This is a genomic window from Streptococcus oralis (genome assembly GCF_001983955.1).
GTDB classification, from domain to species: domain Bacteria; phylum Bacillota; class Bacilli; order Lactobacillales; family Streptococcaceae; genus Streptococcus; species Streptococcus jiangnanensis.
The window spans coordinates 1200526-1223938 of record NZ_CP019562.1 but is presented as its reverse complement, the minus strand read 5'-3'; the positions used below and the strand labels follow the sequence as shown (position 1 = coordinate 1223938).

General features: G+C 34.6%; 18 protein-coding genes. 16 read left to right on the top strand and 2 right to left on the bottom strand.

From position 1 onward, the window contains the following. Window positions 1-8: 8 nt before the first annotated feature. From BWR56_RS05965 to BWR56_RS05930, 8 genes are read left to right on the top strand one after another with little or no spacing between them, the layout of a single operon-like run. The gene (locus BWR56_RS05965; RefSeq protein ID WP_000869759.1) at window positions 9-308 is read left to right on the top strand and encodes a hypothetical protein; all 300 of its coding nucleotides are present in this window, start codon (window positions 9-11) and stop codon (window positions 306-308) included. Beyond that, complete coding sequence (locus BWR56_RS05960) at window positions 298-786, top strand: hypothetical protein (protein ID WP_076984645.1); 489 nt, start codon at window positions 298-300, stop codon at window positions 784-786. The genes BWR56_RS05965 and BWR56_RS05960 overlap by 11 nt, the downstream gene beginning before the upstream one ends. Continuing rightward, window positions 786-2663, top strand: coding sequence for a VirD4-like conjugal transfer protein, CD1115 family (locus tag BWR56_RS05955; protein WP_076984895.1), 1878 nt, complete (start codon window positions 786-788; stop codon window positions 2661-2663). The genes BWR56_RS05960 and BWR56_RS05955 overlap by 1 nt, the downstream gene beginning before the upstream one ends. Before the next feature lie 20 nt (window positions 2664-2683). Next, window positions 2684-2926 (top strand): hypothetical protein, encoded by a 243-nt coding sequence (locus BWR56_RS05950; protein WP_000627865.1) that lies wholly within the window; start codon window positions 2684-2686, stop codon window positions 2924-2926. 16 nt (window positions 2927-2942) lie between these two features. After that, window positions 2943-3797, top strand: coding sequence for a VirB6/TrbL-like conjugal transfer protein, CD1112 family (locus BWR56_RS05945; protein ID WP_076984644.1), 855 nt, complete (start codon window positions 2943-2945; stop codon window positions 3795-3797). A gap of 53 nt (window positions 3798-3850) precedes the next feature. Beyond that, entirely contained in the window at window positions 3851-4210 is a 360-nt protein-coding gene (locus BWR56_RS05940; protein WP_001097589.1) for a PrgI family protein, read from the top strand. Next, the gene (locus BWR56_RS05935) at window positions 4161-6518 is read left to right on the top strand and encodes a VirB4-like conjugal transfer ATPase, CD1110 family (RefSeq protein WP_196769357.1); all 2358 of its coding nucleotides are present in this window, start codon (window positions 4161-4163) and stop codon (window positions 6516-6518) included. Before BWR56_RS05940 ends, BWR56_RS05935 begins: the two co-directional genes overlap by 50 nt. A gap of 11 nt (window positions 6519-6529) precedes the next feature. Beyond that, window positions 6530-9343 carry a phage tail tip lysozyme gene (locus BWR56_RS05930; RefSeq protein ID WP_076984642.1) on the top strand — a complete coding sequence of 938 codons (2814 nt, stop codon included), beginning with the start codon at window positions 6530-6532 and terminating at the stop codon, window positions 9341-9343. A gap of 30 nt (window positions 9344-9373) precedes the next feature. Here BWR56_RS05930 and BWR56_RS09940 read toward each other — a convergent pair whose 3' ends face one another. Next, window positions 9374-9562: a hypothetical protein gene (locus BWR56_RS09940; RefSeq protein WP_071788347.1), complete on the bottom strand. Its 189-nt coding sequence runs from the start codon at window positions 9560-9562 to the stop codon at window positions 9374-9376. 18 nt (window positions 9563-9580) lie between these two features. On the opposite strand from BWR56_RS09940, the gene BWR56_RS05920 reads away from it, so the two are divergent. The 8 genes from BWR56_RS05920 to BWR56_RS05885 all read left to right on the top strand — a co-directional run bounded on the left by BWR56_RS05920 (window position 9581) and on the right by BWR56_RS05885 (window position 22159). Beyond that, window positions 9581-10156: a PBECR4 domain-containing protein gene (locus tag BWR56_RS05920; RefSeq protein WP_155760977.1), complete on the top strand. Its 576-nt coding sequence runs from the start codon at window positions 9581-9583 to the stop codon at window positions 10154-10156. Window positions 10157-10306: 150 nt separating this feature from the next. Continuing rightward, window positions 10307-10717 (top strand): thrombospondin type 3 repeat-containing protein, encoded by a 411-nt coding sequence (locus BWR56_RS05915; RefSeq protein WP_037619229.1) that lies wholly within the window; start codon window positions 10307-10309, stop codon window positions 10715-10717. Window positions 10718-10764: 47 nt separating this feature from the next. Further along, window positions 10765-16977, top strand: a complete 6213-nt coding sequence (locus BWR56_RS05910) for a DEAD/DEAH box helicase family protein (RefSeq protein WP_196769356.1) — start codon at window positions 10765-10767, stop codon at window positions 16975-16977. Between the two features lie 74 nt (window positions 16978-17051). Beyond that, complete coding sequence (locus BWR56_RS05905) at window positions 17052-17336, top strand: DUF5962 family protein (protein WP_076984640.1); 285 nt, start codon at window positions 17052-17054, stop codon at window positions 17334-17336. Window positions 17337-17349: 13 nt separating this feature from the next. After that, a complete protein-coding gene (locus tag BWR56_RS05900; protein ID WP_076984639.1) occupies window positions 17350-17646 on the top strand; it encodes a DUF5966 family protein in 297 nt (98 codons plus the stop codon). 390 nt (window positions 17647-18036) lie between these two features. Continuing rightward, window positions 18037-19620: an ATP-binding cassette domain-containing protein gene (locus BWR56_RS05895; protein WP_076984638.1), complete on the top strand. Its 1584-nt coding sequence runs from the start codon at window positions 18037-18039 to the stop codon at window positions 19618-19620. Between the two features lie 261 nt (window positions 19621-19881). Then, window positions 19882-21003 carry a HesA/MoeB/ThiF family protein gene (locus tag BWR56_RS05890; protein WP_049489279.1) on the top strand — a complete coding sequence of 374 codons (1122 nt, stop codon included), beginning with the start codon at window positions 19882-19884 and terminating at the stop codon, window positions 21001-21003. After that, window positions 20996-22159, top strand: coding sequence for a M16 family metallopeptidase (locus tag BWR56_RS05885; RefSeq protein WP_076984637.1), 1164 nt, complete (start codon window positions 20996-20998; stop codon window positions 22157-22159). Before BWR56_RS05890 ends, BWR56_RS05885 begins: the two co-directional genes overlap by 8 nt. Here the strand turns inward: BWR56_RS05885 and BWR56_RS05880 are convergent. Further along, the gene (locus BWR56_RS05880; protein ID WP_076984636.1) at window positions 22122-23006 is read right to left on the bottom strand and encodes a helix-turn-helix domain-containing protein; all 885 of its coding nucleotides are present in this window, start codon (window positions 23004-23006) and stop codon (window positions 22122-22124) included. The two genes, BWR56_RS05885 and BWR56_RS05880, sit on opposite strands and share 38 nt — an antisense overlap. Window positions 23007-23413 lie beyond the last annotated feature (407 nt).

Here is a 23413-nt window from a genome sequence, read left to right as displayed (position 1 = left end):
AGTTAATCATGAAGGTAGTAAACTTGTATGATTTGAAACAAATGGGAAATAAAGGTGGTTGTACCATCCAATTGATTCATCACTTTCCCTTTGGTATGGGCTTAGGACATCTCAAAAAAGACTACATTGAATTTAAACGTGTTGGTATCATTGATGGGAAAGCAGTAGAAGTTACTCTTCGAGAACCTTATTCGAGAGATCTACTGCAGGTTGTCAAGTCGATTAAGCAACGTCAGAAATTGATAGCTTATCGTTATAAAGAAGGAAAGCTGCTATTTGTGAAGAAGGAGGCATCAGATGTCCTCTGAACAACAGGAACGAATGGCAGTTCAATATGCTGAGCGTAGTCTTTTATTTACTGTCAAAAGTCTCTTAAAGATTCTAGAATGGTCTAGACGTCAGGCTCTAGCACAAGACTCTGCCTATAAGATAGGGGTACAGAAATTAGAAGAATTGCTACAATCTCCCTATGCGATTGATACGATTAATCTGAAGAAAGATTTTTTAGACAACCCAATTGATATAGAGAAATTTAAAGCTTTTTTAGAAAAAGAAGAGATTCCTTTGGCTATCGCTTGGCAAGGAGATTCTCTACATTTCTACACGAAAGATCGTTCGATTCTAGACAATCATTTAGACCATCTGTTAGAAAAAATGGTTAATGATCCGAAGAAATTAGCTGATTTTACCATGGATAAGTCATTAGACGATGCAATTGATGAAGCTAAATCCCAAATTACCTTTAGACAAGAAGGGGCCGTCAAACAGAAAGAGATGGTGAGATGATGTACAGTGGAAAGAAATTCCTACTATTCTCACTGTTAGGCGTCTTACTAGGCTATCTTTTTCATCGTTTGACGCTTTTGTATGATTCCTATACTGGAAATACATTAGATAAATGGACTCATCTTCTAATGGAAGGTCAAGATGAAGTTCTTCAGTCGCCATGGAATGTTTCTTTTACTGGAAAATCAAGTGCTTTTTTTCTACTAGGCTTTGTGATGATGTTGCTGGTTTATCTCTATCTAGAGACTGGTAAAAAACAATATCGAGAAGGGGTAGAATACGGGAGCGCCCGTTTTGGAACTCTAAAAGAAAAGAAGTTTTTTTACGGTAAGGAATTTTCTCATGATACAATCTTAGCCAAAGATGTTCGTCTAACTTTGTTAGATAAAAAGCCACCACAATATGATAGAAATAAGAATATTGCGGTGATTGGAGGTTCAGGAAGTGGGAAGACATTTCGCTTTGTGAAACCCAATCTGATTCAGATGAATAGTTCAAATATTGTCGTGGATCCTAAAGATCACTTGGCCGAAAAAACAGGCAAACTCTTTTTAGAAAATGGCTATCAAGTAAAGGTGTTAGATTTAGTCAATATGAAGAACTCAGATGGCTTCAATCCTTTTCGCTATATAGAGACAGAAAACGATTTGAATCGCTTACTGACGGTATATTTTAATAATACCAAAGGCTCTGGCTCTCGTAGTGATCCATTTTGGGATGAAGCTTCTATGACTTTGGTTCGAGCTTTAGCCTCTTACTTGGTCGATTTCTATAACCCACCTAAAACAAGAGAACAGCTCATAGAAGAAAGTCGTTTAAGTCAAGCAGAATACCAAAACTTGTTGAAACTTCAAAAAAAAGAAGTGGAAGAGCGGAAAAAACGAGGGCGTTATCCAAGTTTTGCTGAAATCTCAAAACTCATTAAACACTTATCCAAGGGTGAAAACCAAGAAAAAAGTGTCTTAGAAATTCTATTTGGAAATTATGCTAAAAAGTATGGGACTGAAAATTTTACCATGCGAAACTGGGCAGATTTCCAAAATTATAAGGATAAGACTCTGGATTCTGTTATAGCTGTAACCACTGCTAAATTTGCCCTCTTCAATATTCAAAGTGTCATGGATTTGACCAAAAGAGATACCCTTGATATGAAGACATGGGGTAAGGAAAAATCAATGGTTTACTTAGTTATCCCAGATAACGATAGTACCTTTCGCTTTCTTTCAGCCCTCTTTTTTTCAACCGTATTTCAAACCCTAACAAGACAAGCAGATATTGATTTTAAGGGTCAATTGCCTCTTCATGTGAGAGTTTACTTAGATGAGTTCGCAAATATCGGAGAAATCCCAGATTTTGCTGAACAAACCTCAACAGTTCGTTCTCGTAATATGAGTCTCGTTCCTATTCTACAAAATATTGCCCAACTTCAAGGGCTCTATAAAGAAAAAGAAGCTTGGAAAACCATTCTTGGGAACTGTGATAGCTTAGTCTACTTAGGTGGGAATGATGAAGATACCTTTAAATTTATGAGTGGCTTACTCGGTAAACAAACCATTGATGTTCGAAATACTAGTCGTTCCTTTGGTCAGACAGGTTCAGGATCCCTTTCTCATCAAAAGATTGCTCGTGATTTAATGACACCTGATGAAGTCGGAAATATGAAACGGCATGAATGCTTGGTTCGAATTGCTAATATGCCAGTCTTTAAAAGCAAAAAATACAATTCTATCAAGCATCCAAACTGGAAGTACCTAGCCAATCAAGAAACTGATGAACGGTGGTGGAACTATCAAATCAATCCTTTGAATCAAAGACAAGAAAACCATCTTGAAGGCCTTAGAATTCGTGATTTAACTTTTGAATCTAGTTTAAAATAAAAATAGAAAAGAGGAAATAGATGATTACGCATTTTAAAGGTTTTGTTTATGGAGTAGACGCAAGTGCCATGTTTGCACAAGCTATGTCTTTGTTACAGAAGGGATTGATTGCGGTTGGTGCCTTTCTCGTTGTTGTGGGGATTGTCAACCTTGCAACCAACATTAAAGATGGTGGACCAGGTGTTCGGAATGCCATTCTTGAAATTGTCGGTGGAGTTATGGTCGGGGCTGCTGGAGCCTTTGTAACTCAGATTTCAATTTAGGAGGATAAACAATGACATGAATCTTAGTTTAGTCTCACCCTTTGTTTACCTTGCATCTGAAAAAATATCAGCTGAAAATTTATTTGAAGGATTTAATGTGGATTTACAATCTACTGTAGATCTGATTAAATCTCTATCTAGCTACAATCCAACAGTTTGGACTTACATGTCTAGTATCACCAAAAGTGTCATGCAGCCTCTTGGAGTTGCGATTTTATCAGTTGTTCTCATCTTAGAATTTTCAAAGATGGCAAAGAAAATTGCTAACTCAGGAGGAGCGATGACCTTTGAAGCATTAGCGCCGATGTTGATTAGTTATATTATGGTCGCAGTTGTAATTACCAACACTACCGTCATTGTAGAAGCCATCATCGGGATTGCGAGTCATGCCATTGAACAAGTGGCCTCGATTGTGGCTCACGGTGGGGCAAAGTATGATACCATCTCTGGATTAAAAGGTTCAGGATTTATTGGCCGTATGATTGTGGGCTTTTTCGCCCTCCTAATTTGGCTTGTTCGGATAGTAAGTGCAGCCATGGTTAATCTTTTGATATCTATTCGATTTATTCAACTCTACCTTATGATTCCATTTGCCCCTCTTACGATTCCAACATTTTTAAGTGATGAGTGGAAGTCTATTGGTATTGGCTATTTAAAAAATATTATGGTCTATGCGGTACAAGGGGTTCTTATTTTTCTGATTGTTTCTCTTGTCCCTTTGTTTGAATCTGCTGGGAAAATAGCTGTTTCAAATGGTGCGGGAGTCTTGCAATCACTTGCGATTATGTTTGGTAGTTTGATACAAGCTATCTTACTGATTATTGCTCTCGTTGGTTCTCAACGTACGGCTCGCTCAATCTTAGGTATGTAATTAGATAAAGGCTAGGAAGTGATTGCTTCTTAGCCTTTTTAGAAAGGAAAGTCATGAATACACGAGTCTTTAAAGACATCTCAAAATACCAACACAGGGCTTGGTTAGGTTTCACCACAAGGCAAATCATCTTTGTTTTACCAGCCTTTATTGTCACAATTATTGTTTTGGGCTTGAATCTCTTTTTCTGGCAATTTGGAGATTGGTTTGTTTACGGTTTTGTGTTTGCCTTTACCATCCCCCTCATGCTTTTTGGAGTCTATAAACCCAATGATTTATATTTTGAACATTATTTGAAATACCGTCTTCATTTTGAATTAACGGTTCCCCTACGCACAATTACAGGAAAGAAAGGACCTGAACATGAAAAGAAAATCAAATACATTAAAGAAACCAAAAACTTCAATGACTAATAAAAAGGAAGAAATTAAAGGAAAAAAAGAGGAAGTGTTACCCTCTACAGCGAATAGCCTTGCCTATCAAGCCCTGTACCAAAATGGTCTAATGCAGGTAAAAGAAGATTATTTCTCACAAAGCTACTTACTTGGGGACGTCAATTACCAAACTGTTGGTTTAGAAGATAAGGGCGCAATCATTGAGAAGTATTCTGATTTGATTAACTCTTTAGATGACCAAACCAACTTCCAATTGACCATCTTTAATAAAAGATTGAATTTAGAAAAGTTTAGACAGAGTGTTCTGTATGAGGAAAAAGAAGATGGGTATGATAGCTATCGTAAAGAATTGAATCGGATGATGAATCAAAATTTAGACAGTGGGGAAAATAACTTTTCGGCTGTGAAACTGATTAGCTTTGGTAGAAAGGATTCTAATCCTAAACAAGCCTATCGTTCCTTGTCTCAAATTGGAGAATATTTCAAGAGTGGTTTCTCAGAAATTGATGCTCGATTTGAATCCTTGGCTGGAGAAGAACGGGTGAACTTGTTGGCGGATATGCTTAGAGGAGAACACCATCTTCCTTTTTCTTATCGTGATTTAACGAGATCTGGTCAGACAACTCGTCACTTCATAGCGCCTAATCTCTTGGATTTTAAAAACAAGAATTACCTACAAATCAATGACCGCTTATTACAGATTGTCTATGTCAGAGACTACGGCATGGAATTAGGCGATCAGTTTATTCGAGACCTCATGCAAGGAGATTTGGAATTGATTGTAAGCCTTTATGCTCAAAGTTCGACTAAGGCGGATGCGATGAAGAAACTACGAACAAAGAAGACCTTGATGGAATCCCAAAAGATTGGGGAACAACAAAAACTAGCTCGTACAGGTATCTATTTGGAAAAAGTAGGTCATGTATTAGAAAGTAATATCGATGAAGCTGAAGAACTTTTAAAAACCATGACCGAGACAGGTGATAAACTGTTTCAAACGGTCTTCTTGATTGGGGTCTTTGGTCAGGATGAAGTAGAACTCAAACAAGCCCTAGACACTATCCAACAAGTGGCCGGCTCAAATGACCTAATGATTGATAAACTTCCATATATGCAAGAAGCAGCCTTTAATAGTTTGCTGCCATTTGGTTGTGATTTTTTAGAGGGAGTATCACGGAGTTTATTAACGTCCAATATAGCAGTGAACTCACCTTGGACTTCAGTAGACTTACAAGACCGTAGTGGGAAATATTATGGTATCAATCAAATATCAAGTAATATTATTACCATTGATCGCAGCCTATTAAATACACCGTCTGGTCTGATTTTAGGAACATCTGGAGCTGGGAAAGGGATGGCAACCAAGCATGAAATTATCACGACCAAAATCAAGGAATCTGGTGAAAATACAGAAATTATCATCGTTGATCCAGAAGCGGAGTACAGTGTCATTGGACGGGCTTTTGGTGGAGAAATGATTGATATTGCGCCCGATTCCCAAACTTATCTCAATGTCCTTGACTTGTCTGAGGAAAATATGGATGAGGATCCTGTAAAGGTAAAATCAGAATTTCTTTTATCCTTTATCGGTAAGTTATTGGATAGAAAAATGGACGGAAGAGAAAAATCGATTATCGACAGAGTCACCAGACTCACCTATCAGTCATTTAAAGAGCCTTCTTTGGAAGAATGGGTCTTTGTCTTGAGCCAACAACCAGAAGAAGAAGCGCAGAATTTGGCACTTGATATGGAACTGTATGTCGAAGGTTCTCTTGATATTTTTTCTCATAAGACCAATATTCAGACAGGATCTAATTTCTTAATCTATAATGTTAAAAAGTTAGGAGATGAGCTGAAACAAATTGCTCTTATGGTTGTTTTTGATCAGATATGGAATCGTGTCGTTCGGAATCAAAAATTAGGGAAGAAGACCTGGATTTATTTTGATGAAATGCAGCTTCTCTTATTAGATAAATATGCTAGTGATTTCTTCTTTAAATTGTGGAGTCGTGTCAGAAAATATGGAGCCAGTCCGACTGGGATAACCCAAAATGTCGAAACCTTATTGTTAGATCCCAATGGTAGACGGATTATTGCAAATAGTGAATTTATGATTCTTCTCAAGCAAGCAAAAAATGACCGAGAAGAATTGGTTCAACTCTTAGGATTGTCAAAAGAACTTGAAAAATACCTAGTCAATCCAGAAAAAGGTGCAGGACTGATAAAAGCTGGTTCCGTTGTCGTTCCATTTAAAAATAAGATTCCTCAAGGTACTCAATTGTTTGATATCATGAGTACAGATCCTGATAAAATGGCTTCTAATTAAGGGGAAGGTAAATGAAGGATAAAAGAGAAATCATACGTGCCCGAAAGGCATTTAGAAGAAGTCTAAAAGATGAGAAGAAATTCTTGAAAAAAGGAAAGGAGGAGGTGAAGAAACAGAAAAAAGATTCCGCTGTACTGGATGAAAAAGCATGGAAAAAAGAGATAAAGGAAAAGCTAGAGGAGATGAGAGAAGCTTCAAAGGCTAGAGTAAAACAAGCAAATGAAGACTACAATCATATTCTTCAAAATAGTCCTCCATCTCTTTTAAATCGTAAAGAATTAAGAGACAGACGGTTGCCTCATGCTAGGAAACGATTGAAAATAGCCAAGAAGCAATTTAAGGAAGCAAAGATAGAAGCAAAAGAAGAAAGAAAAGAGAGTCGTAAAGAAAGAAAAACCAATCAAAAATTTTTCTACGGTCAGGAATCGAAACATAAATCTAATTTTTTCTTTCAAGGAAAGAGTTTAGAAGAATTAAAAGCTAAGAAAGAAGTCAAGGCCGCAAAAGAGAATCTAAAATCTACTAAACAAGCCTATAAGTCCAAAAAAGTCAGTAGGAAAGCCAAAACTTTTCTTTATGTCCTTGGACGTGAAGGTGGAGAGTTAGCTTCAGAAAATGAAGATTTAGAAGGCTATCGCACACTTCAAGAGACAATTAGAAAAGGAAAACGCTACAGTCGCCTTTCTTATAACCTTGGAAAAGCTAGTGTCAAAACAGGACAAGCAACAGGTCGTTTTACCAAGAAAAGACTGACCAACACAAAAGAGCGATACCATCATTTTAAGGATGGAAAAGGATGGAAACTAGCGAAAGATAACCCAAGTTCCTTTAAAAATCGGTTTCGAAAATTAAAGAAACAAGGTCTTACAAGTGTCCGAAATATCTATCAAAAACTAAAAGCAGCCTTTTCCTTCTTTACATTTGCGGCTGGAAATCCTGTAACCTGGATAGTTGGAGGAATAGTCTTTCTTCTTTTACTTATAATGAGCTTCTTTTTAGGATTTTCATCTGCTAGTTTGATTCAACAAGATGAATTTGAATTAACAAAAGCTTATACCCACCTAACTTGGGAAGATGCAGAACATACTCGCACAAATGACAAAGGAATTACTTATTACACAAAAGTTGATGATGTGATGGGGTATATGAACTTTAAATTCCATGACTATGAGTTACACAAACCAGTTCACTTATTTAGTTCAGAAACTTACAAGGATTATCTGTCTACTTTGTGGCATGATTTAAACGATGGGGATGATTTGAAATCCATGCAAGACCTCTATGAAACTCCTAAGTATAAACTATCGAAAGACGATCAAGAGGAAATAAAGGAACTAAAAGAAGAGGGTATCTATACTTCCATGCAGGAATTGGACAATCCATTTGAGGGGAAAAGCAACGAAGATAGTCTAACCATGACTTATCGTTATGGATACTATGATTTAGACGGAAAACCTACTCTTCAGGAGTATATTCTACTAGAAGCGAAGGCTCACCAAACAATTGTCGCACCAATGGATGGTGTTGTATCTCTAGACGGAGATGATGTTATTCTCACTAACGGAAAAGGAGAGAATGAGAGTCGATTGACCTTGTATTCTATTCATAATGGCCGTGCGATTGAGGGGACAAGAGTCCTAACGGGTGATGTTATTGGTGAGACACCAGACGATACAGGTTTGAAAGTTTCCTATCAAAAGTATAAAAACAAGAAAGAAAAATTGGTGTATGTCAATCCGCAATTTTATTTTCCCAAAGTCATTCAACTTCAGACCACTATCTTACCTGCCATTGGTCAGTTTGGTGGGGATGAGTTTGAACGAGCGAAACATATTTATGAGTTTTTGAAATCTCAAGGGGCAAGTCCCCAAGCCATTGCGGCTATTTTAGGAAATTGGTCGGTAGAGTCTTCTATCAATCCTAAACGAGCTGAGGGAGATTATTTATCTCCTCCTGTTGGCGCTACCGATTCCTCATGGGATGATGAAAACTGGTTAGCGATAGGAGGTCCAGCCATTTATAGTGGTGCTTATCCTAATATTCTTCATAGAGGTCTAGGTTTAGGGCAATGGACAGATACAGCAGATGGGTCAACACGTCATACAGCCTTGTTGAATTATGCAAATATCAAAAATAAGAAGTGGTATGATTTAGACCTCCAACTTGATTTTATGCTTCATGGAGATAGTCCTTACTATCAAAGTTGGTTAAAGGATTTCTTTAAAAATACGGGCAGTGCAGCCAATCTCGCCCAACTCTTCCTCACCTATTGGGAGGGAAATTCTGGTGACAAACTACTGGAAAGACAAACCAGAGCAACGGAATGGTATTACCAAATTGAAAAAGGTTTCAGCCAAACAAATGGAGGACAGGCAAAGAGTGATCCGCAATCCCTTGAAGGGGTTCGTGGAGACTTGTATGAGCATTCTGTTCCTGGTGGTGGAGATGGTATGGCCTATGCCTATGGACAATGTACATGGGGTGTTGCGGCTCGTATGAACCAATTAGGCTTGAAATTAAAAGGAAGCAATGGAGAGAAGATTCCAATCATTAATACCATGGAAAATGGTCAGGACTGGGTTGCGACAGCTTCAAGTCTTGGTGGGGAAACTGGCTCTACACCAAGAGCAGGTGCTATTGTTTCTTTTGTGGGAGGTACACATGGCACACCAGCAGACTATGGTCATGTAGCTTTTGTAGAGAAGGTCTATGATGATGGTTCTTTCCTTGTGTCTGAAACTAACTATGGTGGCAACCCTAACTATACCTTTAGAAAAATCTCTCAAGCAGATAGTGCCATTAGTTTTGCCTATACTACGAAATAGAAGAGTTTACACTTGAAATTTTAGCTATTTTCAGGTAAAATAAATAGTGTAGATGAGTGGTCGGCTCATGGTCAATCTGATAGTAATCTTGGACATAAGGGCCAAGCGGTGGCGGACACCAGAACGAAATCCGATAGCAATCTTGGACGTAAGGGCCAAGCGGTGGCAGACACCAGAATAAACCGACTGACTAGGTGGCTTACAGACTCTGTAAACCACCTTTTTTGTGAGGAAAATATGGAAAATATGGAGAATTTTGAAGTTTATCGTAATCCTAATTACACCGAAAAAATAAAACTTCAGCGTTTTTTTACACAGTTACAAATTGCGGCTTCTTTTTTTAAAGAACACTTTGTTGGCAAAATCATGTATTATGAAACGGAAATTGAAAGTGTTGAACTTCATTTTTCACCTACTAATTTCATGCACCTATGTGGTGTTGATTACCGAAAAGGTGCAGGCAGTTTCTTTGATGATTGTTTAAATAGACATGTCATAATTGATGAGTTGAAAATAAAAAAAGATGGAACCACGATGCAAAAGTTACAAGTTTTAGGATCCATTGAGGAGTTATTGGGAAAGCATGTTCATCTAACTGGTTCAGGACGTTATTTGTATTTGGAGTTTGATTATGCTCTACGTACAAGAAAACAGATACTAGCATTAACATTGAAAGAGACATCTAGGAAAATTGTTCCTCAATCTTTATTAGATTTGAAGAGAAAGACCGTATTTCCAAAAGGTCAAAAAGTAATTTCAATTTACTCAAAACATTTACAAACGTCGGAACTTTTTTATTATTTAAAAGATTAGTTTACATATCTTTTGTGGCATAAAATATATTTTTATCATTTTAAGGAGAACGCAGTTTTGGCTCGTTCTCTTTTTTGTTGTGATACTTCTTTCAAGGAATATTTGGTAGGATTGGAGTGAAAAAAGATTAACTAGGAAAGAAGGAAGTATATGGAAGCCATTTATCAACGTGATTCGGATCAAGATGGACTAACTGATGCTCAAGAATTGGCGCTAGGAACCAATCCTCTTAGCGCAGATTCTGATGGTGATGGTCGTTCAGACTTAGTGGAAGTAGAAGAAGGAACCAATCCCTTAGAAAAGGATTTACAAGACATAGACCAAACAAGTATAACTGAACCGTCTTCAGTATTTATGGAAATGAAACAAAAGATTTCAGATATGATGGAGAGTCACTACAAGGAATTTATACAGGCTCTGATTAGTATTGAAACAGGGATTGAAAACCAACAAGACCTTGAAGACTTATATACTTACTACATGAGAACAGATGCCGTTTCTCTTTTGTCTAGTGATTTAGAAACCAGTCCTCAAGAGGTTGAAATGGAGATAGAGTTGTAGGGGAATCATGTGATTCTCCTATTTTCGTATAGATGAAAGGAGCGAGTATGGAAGTAATGCAATTATTGGCAATGTTTCGTGGAACAATTCCAAAAGATAGGGAGAAAATGGACCTATTTCTTCGCTATCAGGCGCAACATTTTGATGAGAAATGGCAGGACCTGGTAGAGAGTTTTTTGGCTGAAGAGTGCAAGATAGAAGAGATACCTCATGTCTATTCGTTTCATCAAGATATTATTTCTTTCCTAGAGGCTAGTTCTGAAAATAATGACCAAGATTTAGAAAGTTACACAAGAAATTTTGGACAAGCAGGTCTAAGTAAATTATCTCAATTAAGTAATTTTGAGAAAAACTTGGTGCTAGAAGTCGCAACCTATAACCTTTCCACTCGATTTTATATCCAATCTGAAAAAGAGAAGCTAACACCATTAAGTGAGCTTGTATGTCATCAGAAACAGGATGTCAATTTAGTCAATGTCTATCGGGTTGCGAATAATCTATCTGACCGCATTAGTAGAGATATAGAGGAGTTTCTTCTAATGGTTGATTCCAAAGAACTAAAAAAAGAGATTCTTGAGATTCATTTTGAAGAAAAAGAAGGAGAGGTTCTAGCCTATTTGGGTTCAGAATTGATGGCTACTTTAGATACCGTTACGAATCTTGTCCATCATGAAGAAAACTACCAACAACTTCCACTGACACAAAAGCTGAAGATTATTACTCATTTTGATGAAGTAAAGGCTATAAGAGAAAAGTCTAAGCAAGTAGAGGAATCCTTATCTCCTTCAAGTGATATTGAACAGGAAACGGAAGAAACGAACTCCTTTTCTAATGTCGATAAAATTGTAGAAGAAGCTTTGAGGGAATATCCAATCGGTTCACAAGTAAGTTATAAAGGACAAGTATTTCAGTTGGTTTCGATTGAAAATGCACAGTTAAATGACTTAGTTCGCCTAGAGCTATTCAATGATTCCAACCAGTTATTTGAAGAGAACCCTATCTTATACTTGAACAGTTTGGAAGAGATTGAACAAGCCTTATCTCTCGTAGAACTTGAAAAAGAAGATTCAGAGATTGAGATTGATTCATCAAGTGAAAGTCAGGAAATAGATTTGTTTTCCTATCTGGAAGAAGAAAATGAAAAGGATAAGGAAACAGAAACGCTTATTGTAGGCATAGAAGAGACGGATGTCCCTGTTCTAGATTTTGTTTTTCCAGATGATTTAGAGGACTTTTACCCTAAGACAAATCGAGAAAAAATTGAAACGAATATCGCCGCAATTGACCTTGTTAAAAGATTAGAAAAAGAGGGACGACAAGCGAATCCAGAAGAACAAGAACTACTAGCTAAGTATGTTGGATGGGGTGGTCTTGCCAATGAATTTTTCGATGAACTCAATCCAAAGTATGAAACAGAACGTTTAACTCTTAAGAGTTTAGTAAGTAAATCAGAGTACTCCACTATGAAACAAAGTTCTCTCACAGCCTATTATACAGACCCAATGATTATTCGCCAGATTTGGCAAAAATTAGTGGACGACGGCTTTGAGGGAGGAAGGATTTTAGATCCTTCTATGGGTACTGGGAACTTCTTTGCGGCTATGCCTAGAAGTATACGAGATAAATCAGAACTCTATGGGGTTGAATTAGACAGTGTGACAGGCGCAATCGCAAAACAACTACATCCCAATACCCATATTGAAGTGCGAGGATTTGAAGAAGTTCCCTATCAAAATAATAGTTTTGATTTAGTCTTAACGAATGTTCCTTTTGGAAATTTTCGCATTGCCGATAAAAACTATGATAAACCTTATATGATTCATGATTACTTTGTCAAACACTCACTTGATTTAGTAAGAGACGGAGGACAAGTGTCGATTATCTCATCTATCGGGACAATGGATAAACGGACAGATAATGTTTTACAAGAGATTAAAACCAATACTCATTTTTTAGGGGGAGTTCGTTTGCCGGATACAGCTTTTAAAAAGATTGCAGGTACTCGAGTGACCACAGACCTCCTCTTCTTTCAAAAGGATCAAGCAAAGAATCTTAATGAAGAGGAACTTGTTTTTAGTGGTTCTATTCCGTTTGAGGAGGATAAGCGTGTCTGGATCAATCCTTATTTTGATGGGAAATACAACACACAAGTTTTGGGTGAATATGAAGTACGTAATTTTAATGGAGGAACCCTCAATGTTAAGGGGGTATCAGAAACATTAGCTACTGACATTATGGAATCATTAGAGAATGTGGAAGCACCTAAACCAATTGACAATTCTTTGAAAGCACCTGTTTTTATCCAAGAAGAAGTGGATAATTCTATCCCAAGTCGTATACGTGAGAACTTAGCGCTCTATTCTTTTGGATATGAGGGAAATCAAATTTATTACCGAGATACGCATGGCATTCGGAAAAGTTCAAAAGTAGACGAAATTAGTTATTATGTAGATGAGAAGGGAGATTTTAAAGCATGGGACAGTTCTTTGTCTGAACATAAAATAGACCGATTCGTTCAACTTCATTTGACAGATGAGGAAGCACTAGATGTTTACAAGTCAGAAGAAGCGAGTAAAAGAGGGAAATATAAGGGACTGTTCAAAAAAACTGTCTTTTATGAAAGCCCCTTATCGGATAAGGATATTAGTCGTATTAAGGGCATGGTTGATTTGAGAGAGACCTATCAATCCTTAATTAAAATTCAACGTCATCAAGATTATAGTCGGACAGATTTTCAGGTATTACTTAGTAAACTCAATCATGACTATGACCGCTTTGTAAGTCAATTTGGATACTTGAATGCCTCAATCAATCGGAACTTATTTGATAGTGACGATAAGTATTCCTTACTAGCTAGTTTGGAAGATGAGTATATTGATTCTAAAGACCAGAAAGTGAAATATAAAAAATCTTTAGCTTTTGAGAAAGCATTGGTTAGACCAGAGAGAGTGATTGCAAGAGTTTCAACGGCTCTAGATGCCTTAAACTCTAGTTTATCGGATGGTAGAGGGGTTGATTTAGACTATATGGTATCAATTTACCCTGAACATAGCCAAGCTGCTATTTTAGATGAGTTAGGTGACCAGATTTTAATGGATCCAGAAAGCTATTTAAGAGGAGAAAGAAAATATCTTTCTAAGAACCAGTTTTTATCAGGAGATATTCTCAACAAGATAGAAGTAGTTCAACTATTAGTAGAGGAAAACAACCAAGAATATGATTGGAACCATGCTTTAGATTTGTTAGAATCTGTTCGCCCTCCACGGATTCATCTGGCAGATATTGAGTTTAAAATAGGGTCACGTTGGATTCCTCAATCCGTTTATGGTAAATTTGCCTTTGAATGTTTTACCAATCGTGAATTTGAATTGTCTTCGCCAGATGTTGAACAAGTCATTGAAGTGAATCCTGTCGATGGCCAGGTTCATTTAAGGACATCATTTGCTTATCGCTATCCAAGTGCCAAAGATAGTAGTCTTGGAGTCAGTGGGTCACGTTATGATACAGGAAGAAAGGTTTTTGAGAATTTACTAAATTCAAACCAACCGACGATTACTATGACTGTTACGGAAGGAGAAAAGAAAAAGACCATCACAGATTTGGAAAAAACCTCTGTTCTAAGAGCAAAAGAGCAGCATTTACAAGAGCACTTTCAAGACTTTGTCTCACGGTATCCAGAAGTCCAACAAGTTATCGAAGAAAGTTATAATCGTCTTTATAATCGAACGGTTAGTCGAGAGTATGACGGTAGCCATCTAGTCATTGATGGCTTAGCACAAAACATCAGTCTTCGTCCTCACAAAGAGAATGCTATTCAAAGAATCGTAGAAGAAAAAAGAGCCTTATTAGCTCATGAGGTAGGTTCAGGAAAGACCTTGACAATGCTTGGTGCTGGGTTTAAATTAAAGGAGTTGGGGATGGTTCATAAGCCCTTGTATGTGGTGCCCTCTAGTTTGTCTGCTCAGTTTGGCCAAGAAATCATGAAATTTTTCCCGACTAAAAAAGTCTTTGTGACCACTAAGAAAGATTTTGTGAAGGCGAGAAGAAAACAATTTGTGTCCCGTATTATTACAGGAGATTACGATGCCATTGTCATTGGGGATTCTCAATTTGAAAAAATCCCTGTCAGTAAGGAAAGACAGATGAACTATATAGAGGATAAACTTAATGAACTACGAGAGATTAAAACACATTCTGAAAATAAGTATACCGTTAAAGAAGCAGAGCAATCAATAAGTGGTCTAGAGAAACAATTGGAAGAACTCCAACGCTTCAATCGTGATAGCTTTATTGATTTTGAAAATCTAGGAATTGATTTTCTCTTTGTGGATGAAGCACATCACTTTAAAAATATTCGTCCAATTACTGGACTTGGGAATGTAGCAGGGATTACCAATACAACGTCTAAGAAGAATGTGGATATGGAAATGAAGGTTCGACAGATTCAGGAAGAACATGATTTTAAAAATATTGTCTTTGCGACAGGAACACCTGTTTCCAATTCTATTAGTGAGTTATATACTATGATGAACTATATTCAACCAGATATCTTAAAACGTTATCAAGTTGATTATTTTGACTCTTGGGTAGGTGCTTTTGGAGAAATTCAAAACTCTATGGAATTAGCTCCTACAGGGGATAAGTACCAACCTAAGAAGCGATTTAAAAAATTTGTCAATCTTCCTGAGTTGATGAAAATCTATAAAGAAACAGCCGACATTCAAACACAAGATATGTTGGATTTACCTGTTCCAGAAGCTCATATTATCCCTATTGAGAGTGAGTTAACTGAAAACCAGAAACTCTATTTAGAAGAATTAGTTATGAGGTCAGATGCGGTTAAATGTGGAACAGTTGATCCAAGCCAGGATAACATGTTAAAAATTACGGGTGAGGCACGAAAACTAGCTATTGATATGCGTTTATTGGACTCTAGCTATAGTCTAGCAGACAATCATAAACTGCTTCAGGTAGTGGATAATGTTGAGAGAATTTATCGTGAGGGAATGGAAAATAAGGCTACTCAGATGATTTTTTCAGATATTGGCACACCTAAGAAAAAGGATAATGGCTTTGATGTCTATTCTGAAATAAAGGCTTTATTAGTTGATAGAGGAGTCCCTAGTAAAGAAATTGCCTTTGTACATGATGCCAATAGTGATGAAAAGAAGAATAGTTTGTCTCGAAAAGTCAATGCAGGAGAGGTGCGGATTCTCCTTGCTTCAACTGAAAAAGGAGGAACAGGTTTAAATGTTCAGAGCAAGATGAAAGCAGTTCATCACCTGGATGTACCGTGGAGACCAAGTGATATTCAGCAACGCAATGGACGGATTATCCGACAGGGAAATGAAAACAAGGAAGTGGATATTTACCACTATATTACCAAAGGTTCGTTTGATAATTATCTATGGGCAACTCAGGAGAACAAACTCCGTTATATTAAGCAGATTATGACTTCTAAGGAGCCGATTCGTGCTGCAGAAGATATTGATGAGCAGACCATGACAGCTTCTGATTTTAAGGCACTAGCAACAGGTAATCCTTATCTCAAATATAAGATGGAACTAGAGAATGATCTAACTCTATTAGAAAATCAAAGACGCGCCTTTCAGCGCAGCAAGGATCACTATCGTCATACAATCTCCTACTGTGAAGAAAATATGCCCATTCTTGAGAAACGATTAAGCAAGTATGAAGGCGACATTCAACAGTCTGAAATGTCGAAAGACCAGGCATTTTCTATGACGGTAGGTAAGCAAGCTTTTGATCAACGATCTGAAGCAGGGGAATCCCTACACCGTCTTATCCGTCATAATCAAGCTGACAGCAAAGAATTTCGAACCCTAGCAAGCTATCGAGGATTTGACATTAAAATGCTTAGTCTTCCAACAAATCAACCTCTTCCTGAAACCTTCTCTGTTAAGATTGTAGGAGAAAATCAGTATTCTGTCAGTTTAGATTTGTATTCTCCTTTGGGGACAATTCAAAGGCTTCAGCATACGATTGATCACATTAAAGAGGACCAAGTAAAAACACAGAACCTATTGGATGAATTAAAGGATAAATGGACTACTGCTAAAGTAGAAATTGAGAAAAATTTTCCAAAGGAAGAGGAGTATCAAACTAAAAAGGCCGAATACGATGTACTCGCGCCATTGATTGAAACAGAAACGGATTTAGATATTATTGATCAGGCCTTAAGACAATTCTACGAAAAAGGAAAAGAAAAGCAAGAACAACTTTCTTTTGAATTAGATTAAAAAATATATATAAATAGCGGACAAGAAAAGAAAAGCGCGGTAAAATAAAGATAGAAAGAAATGAGGTAACGATTATGATGGAAGATACCTATTATCAATTAGAAGAGGCCTTGGTACAGGGATTTCAAACACCTGAAGAATACAATGCCTACAAGGAATTAAAGGAACATTATGAGGAGGTGACAGGCGATTACAGCTTTTCTATACGAGAACTCACTAGCCAATTGGAAATCGCTCTTCAGAATCATCGAGATGTGGACTTTGAAGAACATGAGAAAGAGGAGTATTTGGACTTAGTTCAAAAATTAGAAGAGTTTGATTATTCTCTTGCCACCCATTATCGTCAGTTGATTGATTAGGAAGGAGAAAGTCATGAATGATTTACTCCTTATCCCAGTAATTTTTCTAGCAGTAGGAGGAATTCTCATTCTTTTATGGAGACTCTTTCTTATTGCAAGTGGACTTTTCCTTATTGGTTTTGTCAGTTTTCTTATTTTCGTAGAGGTCTATGGAATTTATTTGTTCTTTACTGAACCTAGTTTATATTTTGATGATATCAGACAACATGGTTTAACTAGTTATACGGCTGTGTACCTTTTCATCAATCTGATGTTGGTTCTAGGATTCAGTTGGCGCTTCATTAACTCCATAAATAAGAAAAAAATGTGAACTTTTTAGATTGTCAAAAGACTTTATTCAAAGGTAGGTTTGAATAGAGTTTTTTGTTGATGTGCTTATAATCCAGTCTCAATACTCTGTATTAGAAACAAAAAGAGATGAATTAAAATTAAAGTGTACAGAATGCTTTAGAGTTTCTATTTTTCTTATAATATATAGTAATTTCGGTACAAATTAACTTGTATATTCTATCTGGTTTAGTGTGATATATTCATTGTTAAATAAAAATATGAGTTCTCCTCTTATTTTAAAAAATAATTATTTTATAATTTTTTTATATTTAGTGTAAACTATTCATTGCGTCCCAAATACGGGAAGTTTGTTTCTGATTTTCATATTTGGATTATAATATTCTCATCAGAGTTACTTAAGGAGTAAGATATGAACCAGATTATGAAACAATATAAATTACTATACTTCTTGATTATTTTATTAAGTTTGACAAGTGCTCTTTTAATGACATTCTTCTCTCTGCAATTAGGAAGAATACTTGATAGTATATCTAATTCAAATAGTGGATTACTCTTTCATATCACTATTTCTGTAGGTTCGATTTTACTGTGGTTCTTGATTTCTTCTTCCTATTCCTATCTTAAAAACGAATATGTAAAAAAAGTTATTTTAGATCTAAAAAGGCGTCTCTTATTACATTATTTATCGCGTGAATTTAACCAAATTGACAACCGTAACCATTCAGATTTCTTAAATAATATCACCAAAAACAGTGACCTTATTCAAGAAAATTTATTAATCCCTAAAATCTCTCTAATTGCAAATTTAGGGAGCCTTATCATGAGTGTGGTTGCTATTATTTATATAGAATGGCGATTAGCATTAGTCTTCCTTTTATTGTCGAGTATAACGGTTTTCCTATCACAAATTCCTGGAAAGTTAATGACTAAATCAACAAATAATTATTCTCTACAAAATAATCACTATTTGTCAAAAATGACAAACTTTATTAATGGTTTTGAACAAATTAAGTTATTAAATATTCAAAGCTGGACCCAAGAAAAAATTCAGGGAATCAGTTTAGAATTTGAAGAGTCCAGAAAAACATATCAATTCTTAAAAGACTTAGCTTCAACTACTGGAATTTTACTAAGTTTTGGCTCTCAACTATCCTGTATGGTCGCTGGTATCTTTTTTGTAAGAAATAACTTACTGACTATTGGATTACTAGTAGCAAGTATTCAATTATTAAACGGTGTTTTTGCTCCATTACAATCTATTCTTTACAATAAAAATTTAATCAGCAGTAGCAAGTCCATTATTGATAATATCCAAGAAAATCTATATGAGACAAATCATGGAACTTCCCATAAAACAAGTACAATTGATTGTGATAACATTTCGACCATTTCTATTAGCCAATTACATTATGAAATTGAAAATAAAATATTATTTGATCATTTTTCCTATGAATTTAAAAAAGGCAAGCGCTATGCAATTATAGGTGCTTCAGGAGCTGGGAAAACAACTTTAGTAAAATTAATACTAAATTATTATCCCAAAAATCTTTATGATGGAGAAATAAAAATCAACGGAAAACAGAATATTGATATTCCCTCAGACGAGTTATATAAAGATATTGCGTTTGTGCAAAAAAATGACTTTCTTATTGAAGGCAATATTCTAGAGAATATCAAATTGGCTAGAAACCTTCATTTAACTGAAAAATTAAGAAAATCCTTAGGTTTTAATGAAGACTTTCTTCGTAAAAACCTAGCTCAATCAAACCAAATCATTTCAGAAGGAGAAAAGCAACGAATTGATTTAGCTAGGTTTTTAGTCAAAACATATTCAGTTTATATATTTGACGAACCTACAAGTAACCTTGATCCAATAAAAGCAAAAGAAATAATGGATTACATTCTATCCATTAAAGATGCAATTGTTATTGTCATTACTCATGATCAAAATCCAGAAATATTGGAAGAGTTTGATCAGATTATTGTTTTATAATAGAAAGGAGGTGATGATCATGATTATGGAAGATTTCAACATTTTGGAGTTAGAATTTGAAGAAATTCGTGAAGAAGATACAACTAATTGGTACTTTATCTAAGATAATTTTAGATTTAGTTAATTTAAACTCTTAAAAAGAGAGTTTAAATTAGTTTGTATTAATAAAAAAGAAGTCAATAATATTAATCGACTTCTCGTGTATAACAGAAGCATGCATGTTAATCTTGCATGCTTTTATCAAATAGTTGAGGATATAAAATGGATAATTATTTCCCAAAATGGAACCAGGATAGAATCGTTTACCAATGGAAGAACGACAGATTAAGAATTGGAGCTGACGATGTTGATGTATTAGAAATTACAGGATACTCAGATTTTTGGTCAGATTTAATTTCTTGTTGCAATGGAATTAATAGCTTTGAAGAAATTAAAGATTTATTAAGAAAAAAATATGATATATCCGAAAATATTATAGAAAAATATATATCTAAATTTTCTGATCGTAATTTATTAGAAATATTAGATAGACCTGTAAATCAAATTGATCACTATTTAATTAATGAATCACTAGAAACTTATTATTCTAGTGAAGGTATTGGCGGGATTAAATTACTTGAAAAATTGAGTAATTTAAAAGTTACCATACTAGGATGTGGAGCCGGTGGTTCTCATATCGCATTACAATTAGCCCAATTAGGGGTAGGGCGACTTCATTTAGTCGATGATGATATTGTTAAAGAAAATAATATAAATAGGCAATCTATGTTTACCTTTAACGATATTGGTAAATATAAAGTTGACTGTGTAAAAGATTGTATTCTAAAACGTAATTATCAGTGTGTAGTCACAAAAAGAAAATTAAAAATGAGCACTGTTGATGCTGTAAAAAAAGAAATTTCTGAAAGTGACTGGGTATTTTGTTGTATGGATGAACCTCCTTATATAGCACAAAGATTAGTAAATAGAGCATGCTATTTATTTAATATCCCTAGTATATACTGTTTTAGCCAACGTAGCGCAGGTAAACTCTTATTTTGTAATCCTAATATTCAAAATATAGGCTGTGTTGATTGTTTACTTTATGAACAAGATAGTGATAACTTTCAAAATTTAGTTAAAAAATTTTCAAACTATGATGGAAAATTAATAACTGCAAATATTTTAACTAATATTCTATTATTGTCATCATGGGTTGTGAAGAAATGGTTAGATTGTGTAACAGAGAAAAATAGTAATGTTTGGAATACTTTATTTAGATTTGATTTTTATAGTTTTAGGGAAGATGAATTCAAGCACTTCTCTAAGCAATCTCATTGTCCTACATGTGGTCATGATTTCAATAAAAGTAAACTCTGGGAGATTCTAAAAATTGATGAATAAGAGAATTATATTTAAAAAAAATCAAGCAAGTAAATTTGCATATTTTTCATTGATGTTTGTTGCAGGTACTAGTATTGAGCAAGTAAATGAATTAGGATTTTCACATCTTATTGAACATTTACTAATACGAGCAGGGAATGAACAATCACTAAATGAATTGTTTGATATGAATGGTGCAGCTATTAAAGGAGAGACATCTAGAGATTATATTAATTTAAGTGGTTACTGTCTAGCTGAAGATTTCAATAAAATTTTTAAAATACTGATAAGTAGGATTTTCAATCTTTCCATTACTGAAGATGAACTATTGAGGGAAAAGAAAATAGTCTTAATTGAATTAAATCAGTATGAAAATAGTAAGAAATCTATTAATGATAATCGAGTAATTTTTAAAAATAGTTCTTGGTCAATAGATATTATTGGTACTAGAGGTAATATTGAGTATGTTAGTTTAGAAACTATATATAAATTTTATATAAAAAATATTCAAGCAGGAGAATTCCAGATTGCTATTGCTGGTCCAAGTTTTCTACAAAGTGAAATCATAAGTATTGAAAATATGTTACCTTTAAGTGAATCATCTGTAGAAATTAACTTTCCGGCTTTTTCAACTGGTTTAACGGAATTAGATAAGCAACAAGAACTTTCTGAAATTTCTATGTATCTAGATATATCTGGTATGGTAGCATCATCTCATGAAATGGCAATGTTAAGTATCTTAAACTCGATGTTAACTGGTATTAAAGATTCATTATTAGGCCATAAGTTAAGGACACAAAAGCAATGGATATATAATATTGTATCATACCCAATATTTTATAGTAATATGACTTTACTAAAAATAGTAACTATAACACCTACAATCTATAAGAAAAAATTGATTAAAACACTGGAGAACAATCTTGTTAATGAATCCGATTTATCTGATGAAATATTATTTTATAAGGCTAAAAAAAGAGTAATCAATGAATTGTACATAAATTGTGAAGTTAATAAAAATGAATATTTAAAAACAATTTGTAGAGAAAAATTATTTGATATTCCAAGTTGGGATAGTATTGCTGAAGAGCTGGAATTGATTTCTTTAGATGAATTAAAAAGTTTTTCAAAAAAAGCAATTATTCAAAATAGGAATTACCACATTGTAATAAATTGATAATATTTTTTTTGTAGTATTCTTTATAATTTTTGTATAATGTTTTATTGAATAATTCAAAAATTTTTAAAGCATCTTCTATTTTTAAAATTGATTTTTGATTATGATGAAATTTAAGTTCAAAAAATCCTTCTAAATACAAAAGAATAGTTTGTTCAAAAAAATCTGTGGAATTAGATAATATATTCTTAGTAGCTTGTTCTAAAAATAAAGCTTCCTCATATAAGCTGTTTTCAATCATAATAAGAAGTGAATTAAGAAGTAATTGAACGAGAGCTTGTTTATTTCTAGGTATAGAACTATACAACTTTCCTTTTTTAAGCGCCTCTTTGGCATATCTAAATAATAAATTTGGTAATATTGCTCGACAACAATTTCCAAGAATAAGAATTTCGTAATATCCCCAGTTTTCAACAGAAAATAAATAATTAGTAAGATAAGAGGTGTCTTGATTACTCAATTGATGAGTATTATCAATTCCATAGATAATACTTTCAATGAAAATAGCGTTTAACTTATGATAATGAGATTTGGTTTCTCTAAACAGTTCCATCTCTTTGCTTACCATATTAAGTAATGATTTGATTTCTTGATTGTATGCAGCCTGTTGAACTAAGCGTATCAAGGTATTGAAGTCTGAAGGCTGGTAATCATTACATGAAAGCAAAAACTCTTCTAGTGTTACACCTATTTTTTCAAGTAGATATAATAATTTAAAAAATGAGATTTCTGTCTCTCCTAATTCAAATCTAGATATTTGAGACTTTGAAATTTCTGCACCTGCTAATGAAGAAATAGAAATACCTTTTCCTTCTCGTATTTTTCTATAAGTTTCACCTATAATCATATTTATCTCCATTTACCATAAAAAATCATTAGAAAGCGTGACAGATTATGAAAAAATACTATCAAATTTTTTTATTACTATTTGATATTATCATTATTATTGGATTATATCAATAACATTAATGAGTTTGGGTAAAAACTCAATTTCAGGAGAAAATGAAATGAATATTCCCACAATAAAACGCATTATATCAAGTTTTTGGACAGCCTTTGTTCGAAAATTATTTTAACTCATAGTTGATGATTCTATAAATTGAAAAGTTTTATACTTAGCATTAAAATGCTCAATTTTAATACGTATTACAAGTATCTCTATTAAACTTCTTATCCTCTTCAGTCAATAGATGCTTTTTAGAATTTTTAGCAGGAATGAAGGTTATATTATGAATATTCATAATGCATAAATAA

What these genes read in the sequence shown, in the direction of transcription:
- BWR56_RS05965 (WP_000869759.1), top strand. Translation starts at nt 9, where the DNA reads ATGAAGGTAGTAAACTTGTATGATTTGAAACAAATGGGAAATAAAGGT.
- BWR56_RS05960 (WP_076984645.1), top strand. Translation starts at nt 298, where the DNA reads ATGTCCTCTGAACAACAGGAACGAATGGCAGTTCAATATGCTGAGCGT.
- BWR56_RS05955 (WP_076984895.1), top strand. Translation starts at nt 786, where the DNA reads ATGTACAGTGGAAAGAAATTCCTACTATTCTCACTGTTAGGCGTCTTA.
- BWR56_RS05950 (WP_000627865.1), top strand. Translation starts at nt 2,684, where the DNA reads ATGATTACGCATTTTAAAGGTTTTGTTTATGGAGTAGACGCAAGTGCC.
- BWR56_RS05945 (WP_076984644.1), top strand. Translation starts at nt 2,943, where the DNA reads ATGAATCTTAGTTTAGTCTCACCCTTTGTTTACCTTGCATCTGAAAAA.
- BWR56_RS05940 (WP_001097589.1), top strand. Translation starts at nt 3,851, where the DNA reads ATGAATACACGAGTCTTTAAAGACATCTCAAAATACCAACACAGGGCT.
- BWR56_RS05935 (WP_196769357.1), top strand. Translation starts at nt 4,161, where the DNA reads ATGAAAAGAAAATCAAATACATTAAAGAAACCAAAAACTTCAATGACT.
- BWR56_RS05930 (WP_076984642.1), top strand. Translation starts at nt 6,530, where the DNA reads ATGAAGGATAAAAGAGAAATCATACGTGCCCGAAAGGCATTTAGAAGA.
- BWR56_RS05920 (WP_155760977.1), top strand. Translation starts at nt 9,581, where the DNA reads ATGGAAAATATGGAGAATTTTGAAGTTTATCGTAATCCTAATTACACC.
- BWR56_RS05915 (WP_037619229.1), top strand. Translation starts at nt 10,307, where the DNA reads ATGGAAGCCATTTATCAACGTGATTCGGATCAAGATGGACTAACTGAT.
- BWR56_RS05910 (WP_196769356.1), top strand. Translation starts at nt 10,765, where the DNA reads ATGGAAGTAATGCAATTATTGGCAATGTTTCGTGGAACAATTCCAAAA.
- BWR56_RS05905 (WP_076984640.1), top strand. Translation starts at nt 17,052, where the DNA reads ATGATGGAAGATACCTATTATCAATTAGAAGAGGCCTTGGTACAGGGA.
- BWR56_RS05900 (WP_076984639.1), top strand. Translation starts at nt 17,350, where the DNA reads ATGAATGATTTACTCCTTATCCCAGTAATTTTTCTAGCAGTAGGAGGA.
- BWR56_RS05895 (WP_076984638.1), top strand. Translation starts at nt 18,037, where the DNA reads ATGAACCAGATTATGAAACAATATAAATTACTATACTTCTTGATTATT.
- BWR56_RS05890 (WP_049489279.1), top strand. Translation starts at nt 19,882, where the DNA reads ATGGATAATTATTTCCCAAAATGGAACCAGGATAGAATCGTTTACCAA.
- BWR56_RS05885 (WP_076984637.1), top strand. Translation starts at nt 20,996, where the DNA reads ATGAATAAGAGAATTATATTTAAAAAAAATCAAGCAAGTAAATTTGCA.
- BWR56_RS05880 (WP_076984636.1), bottom strand. Translation starts at nt 23,006, where the DNA reads ATGATTATAGGTGAAACTTATAGAAAAATACGAGAAGGAAAAGGTATT.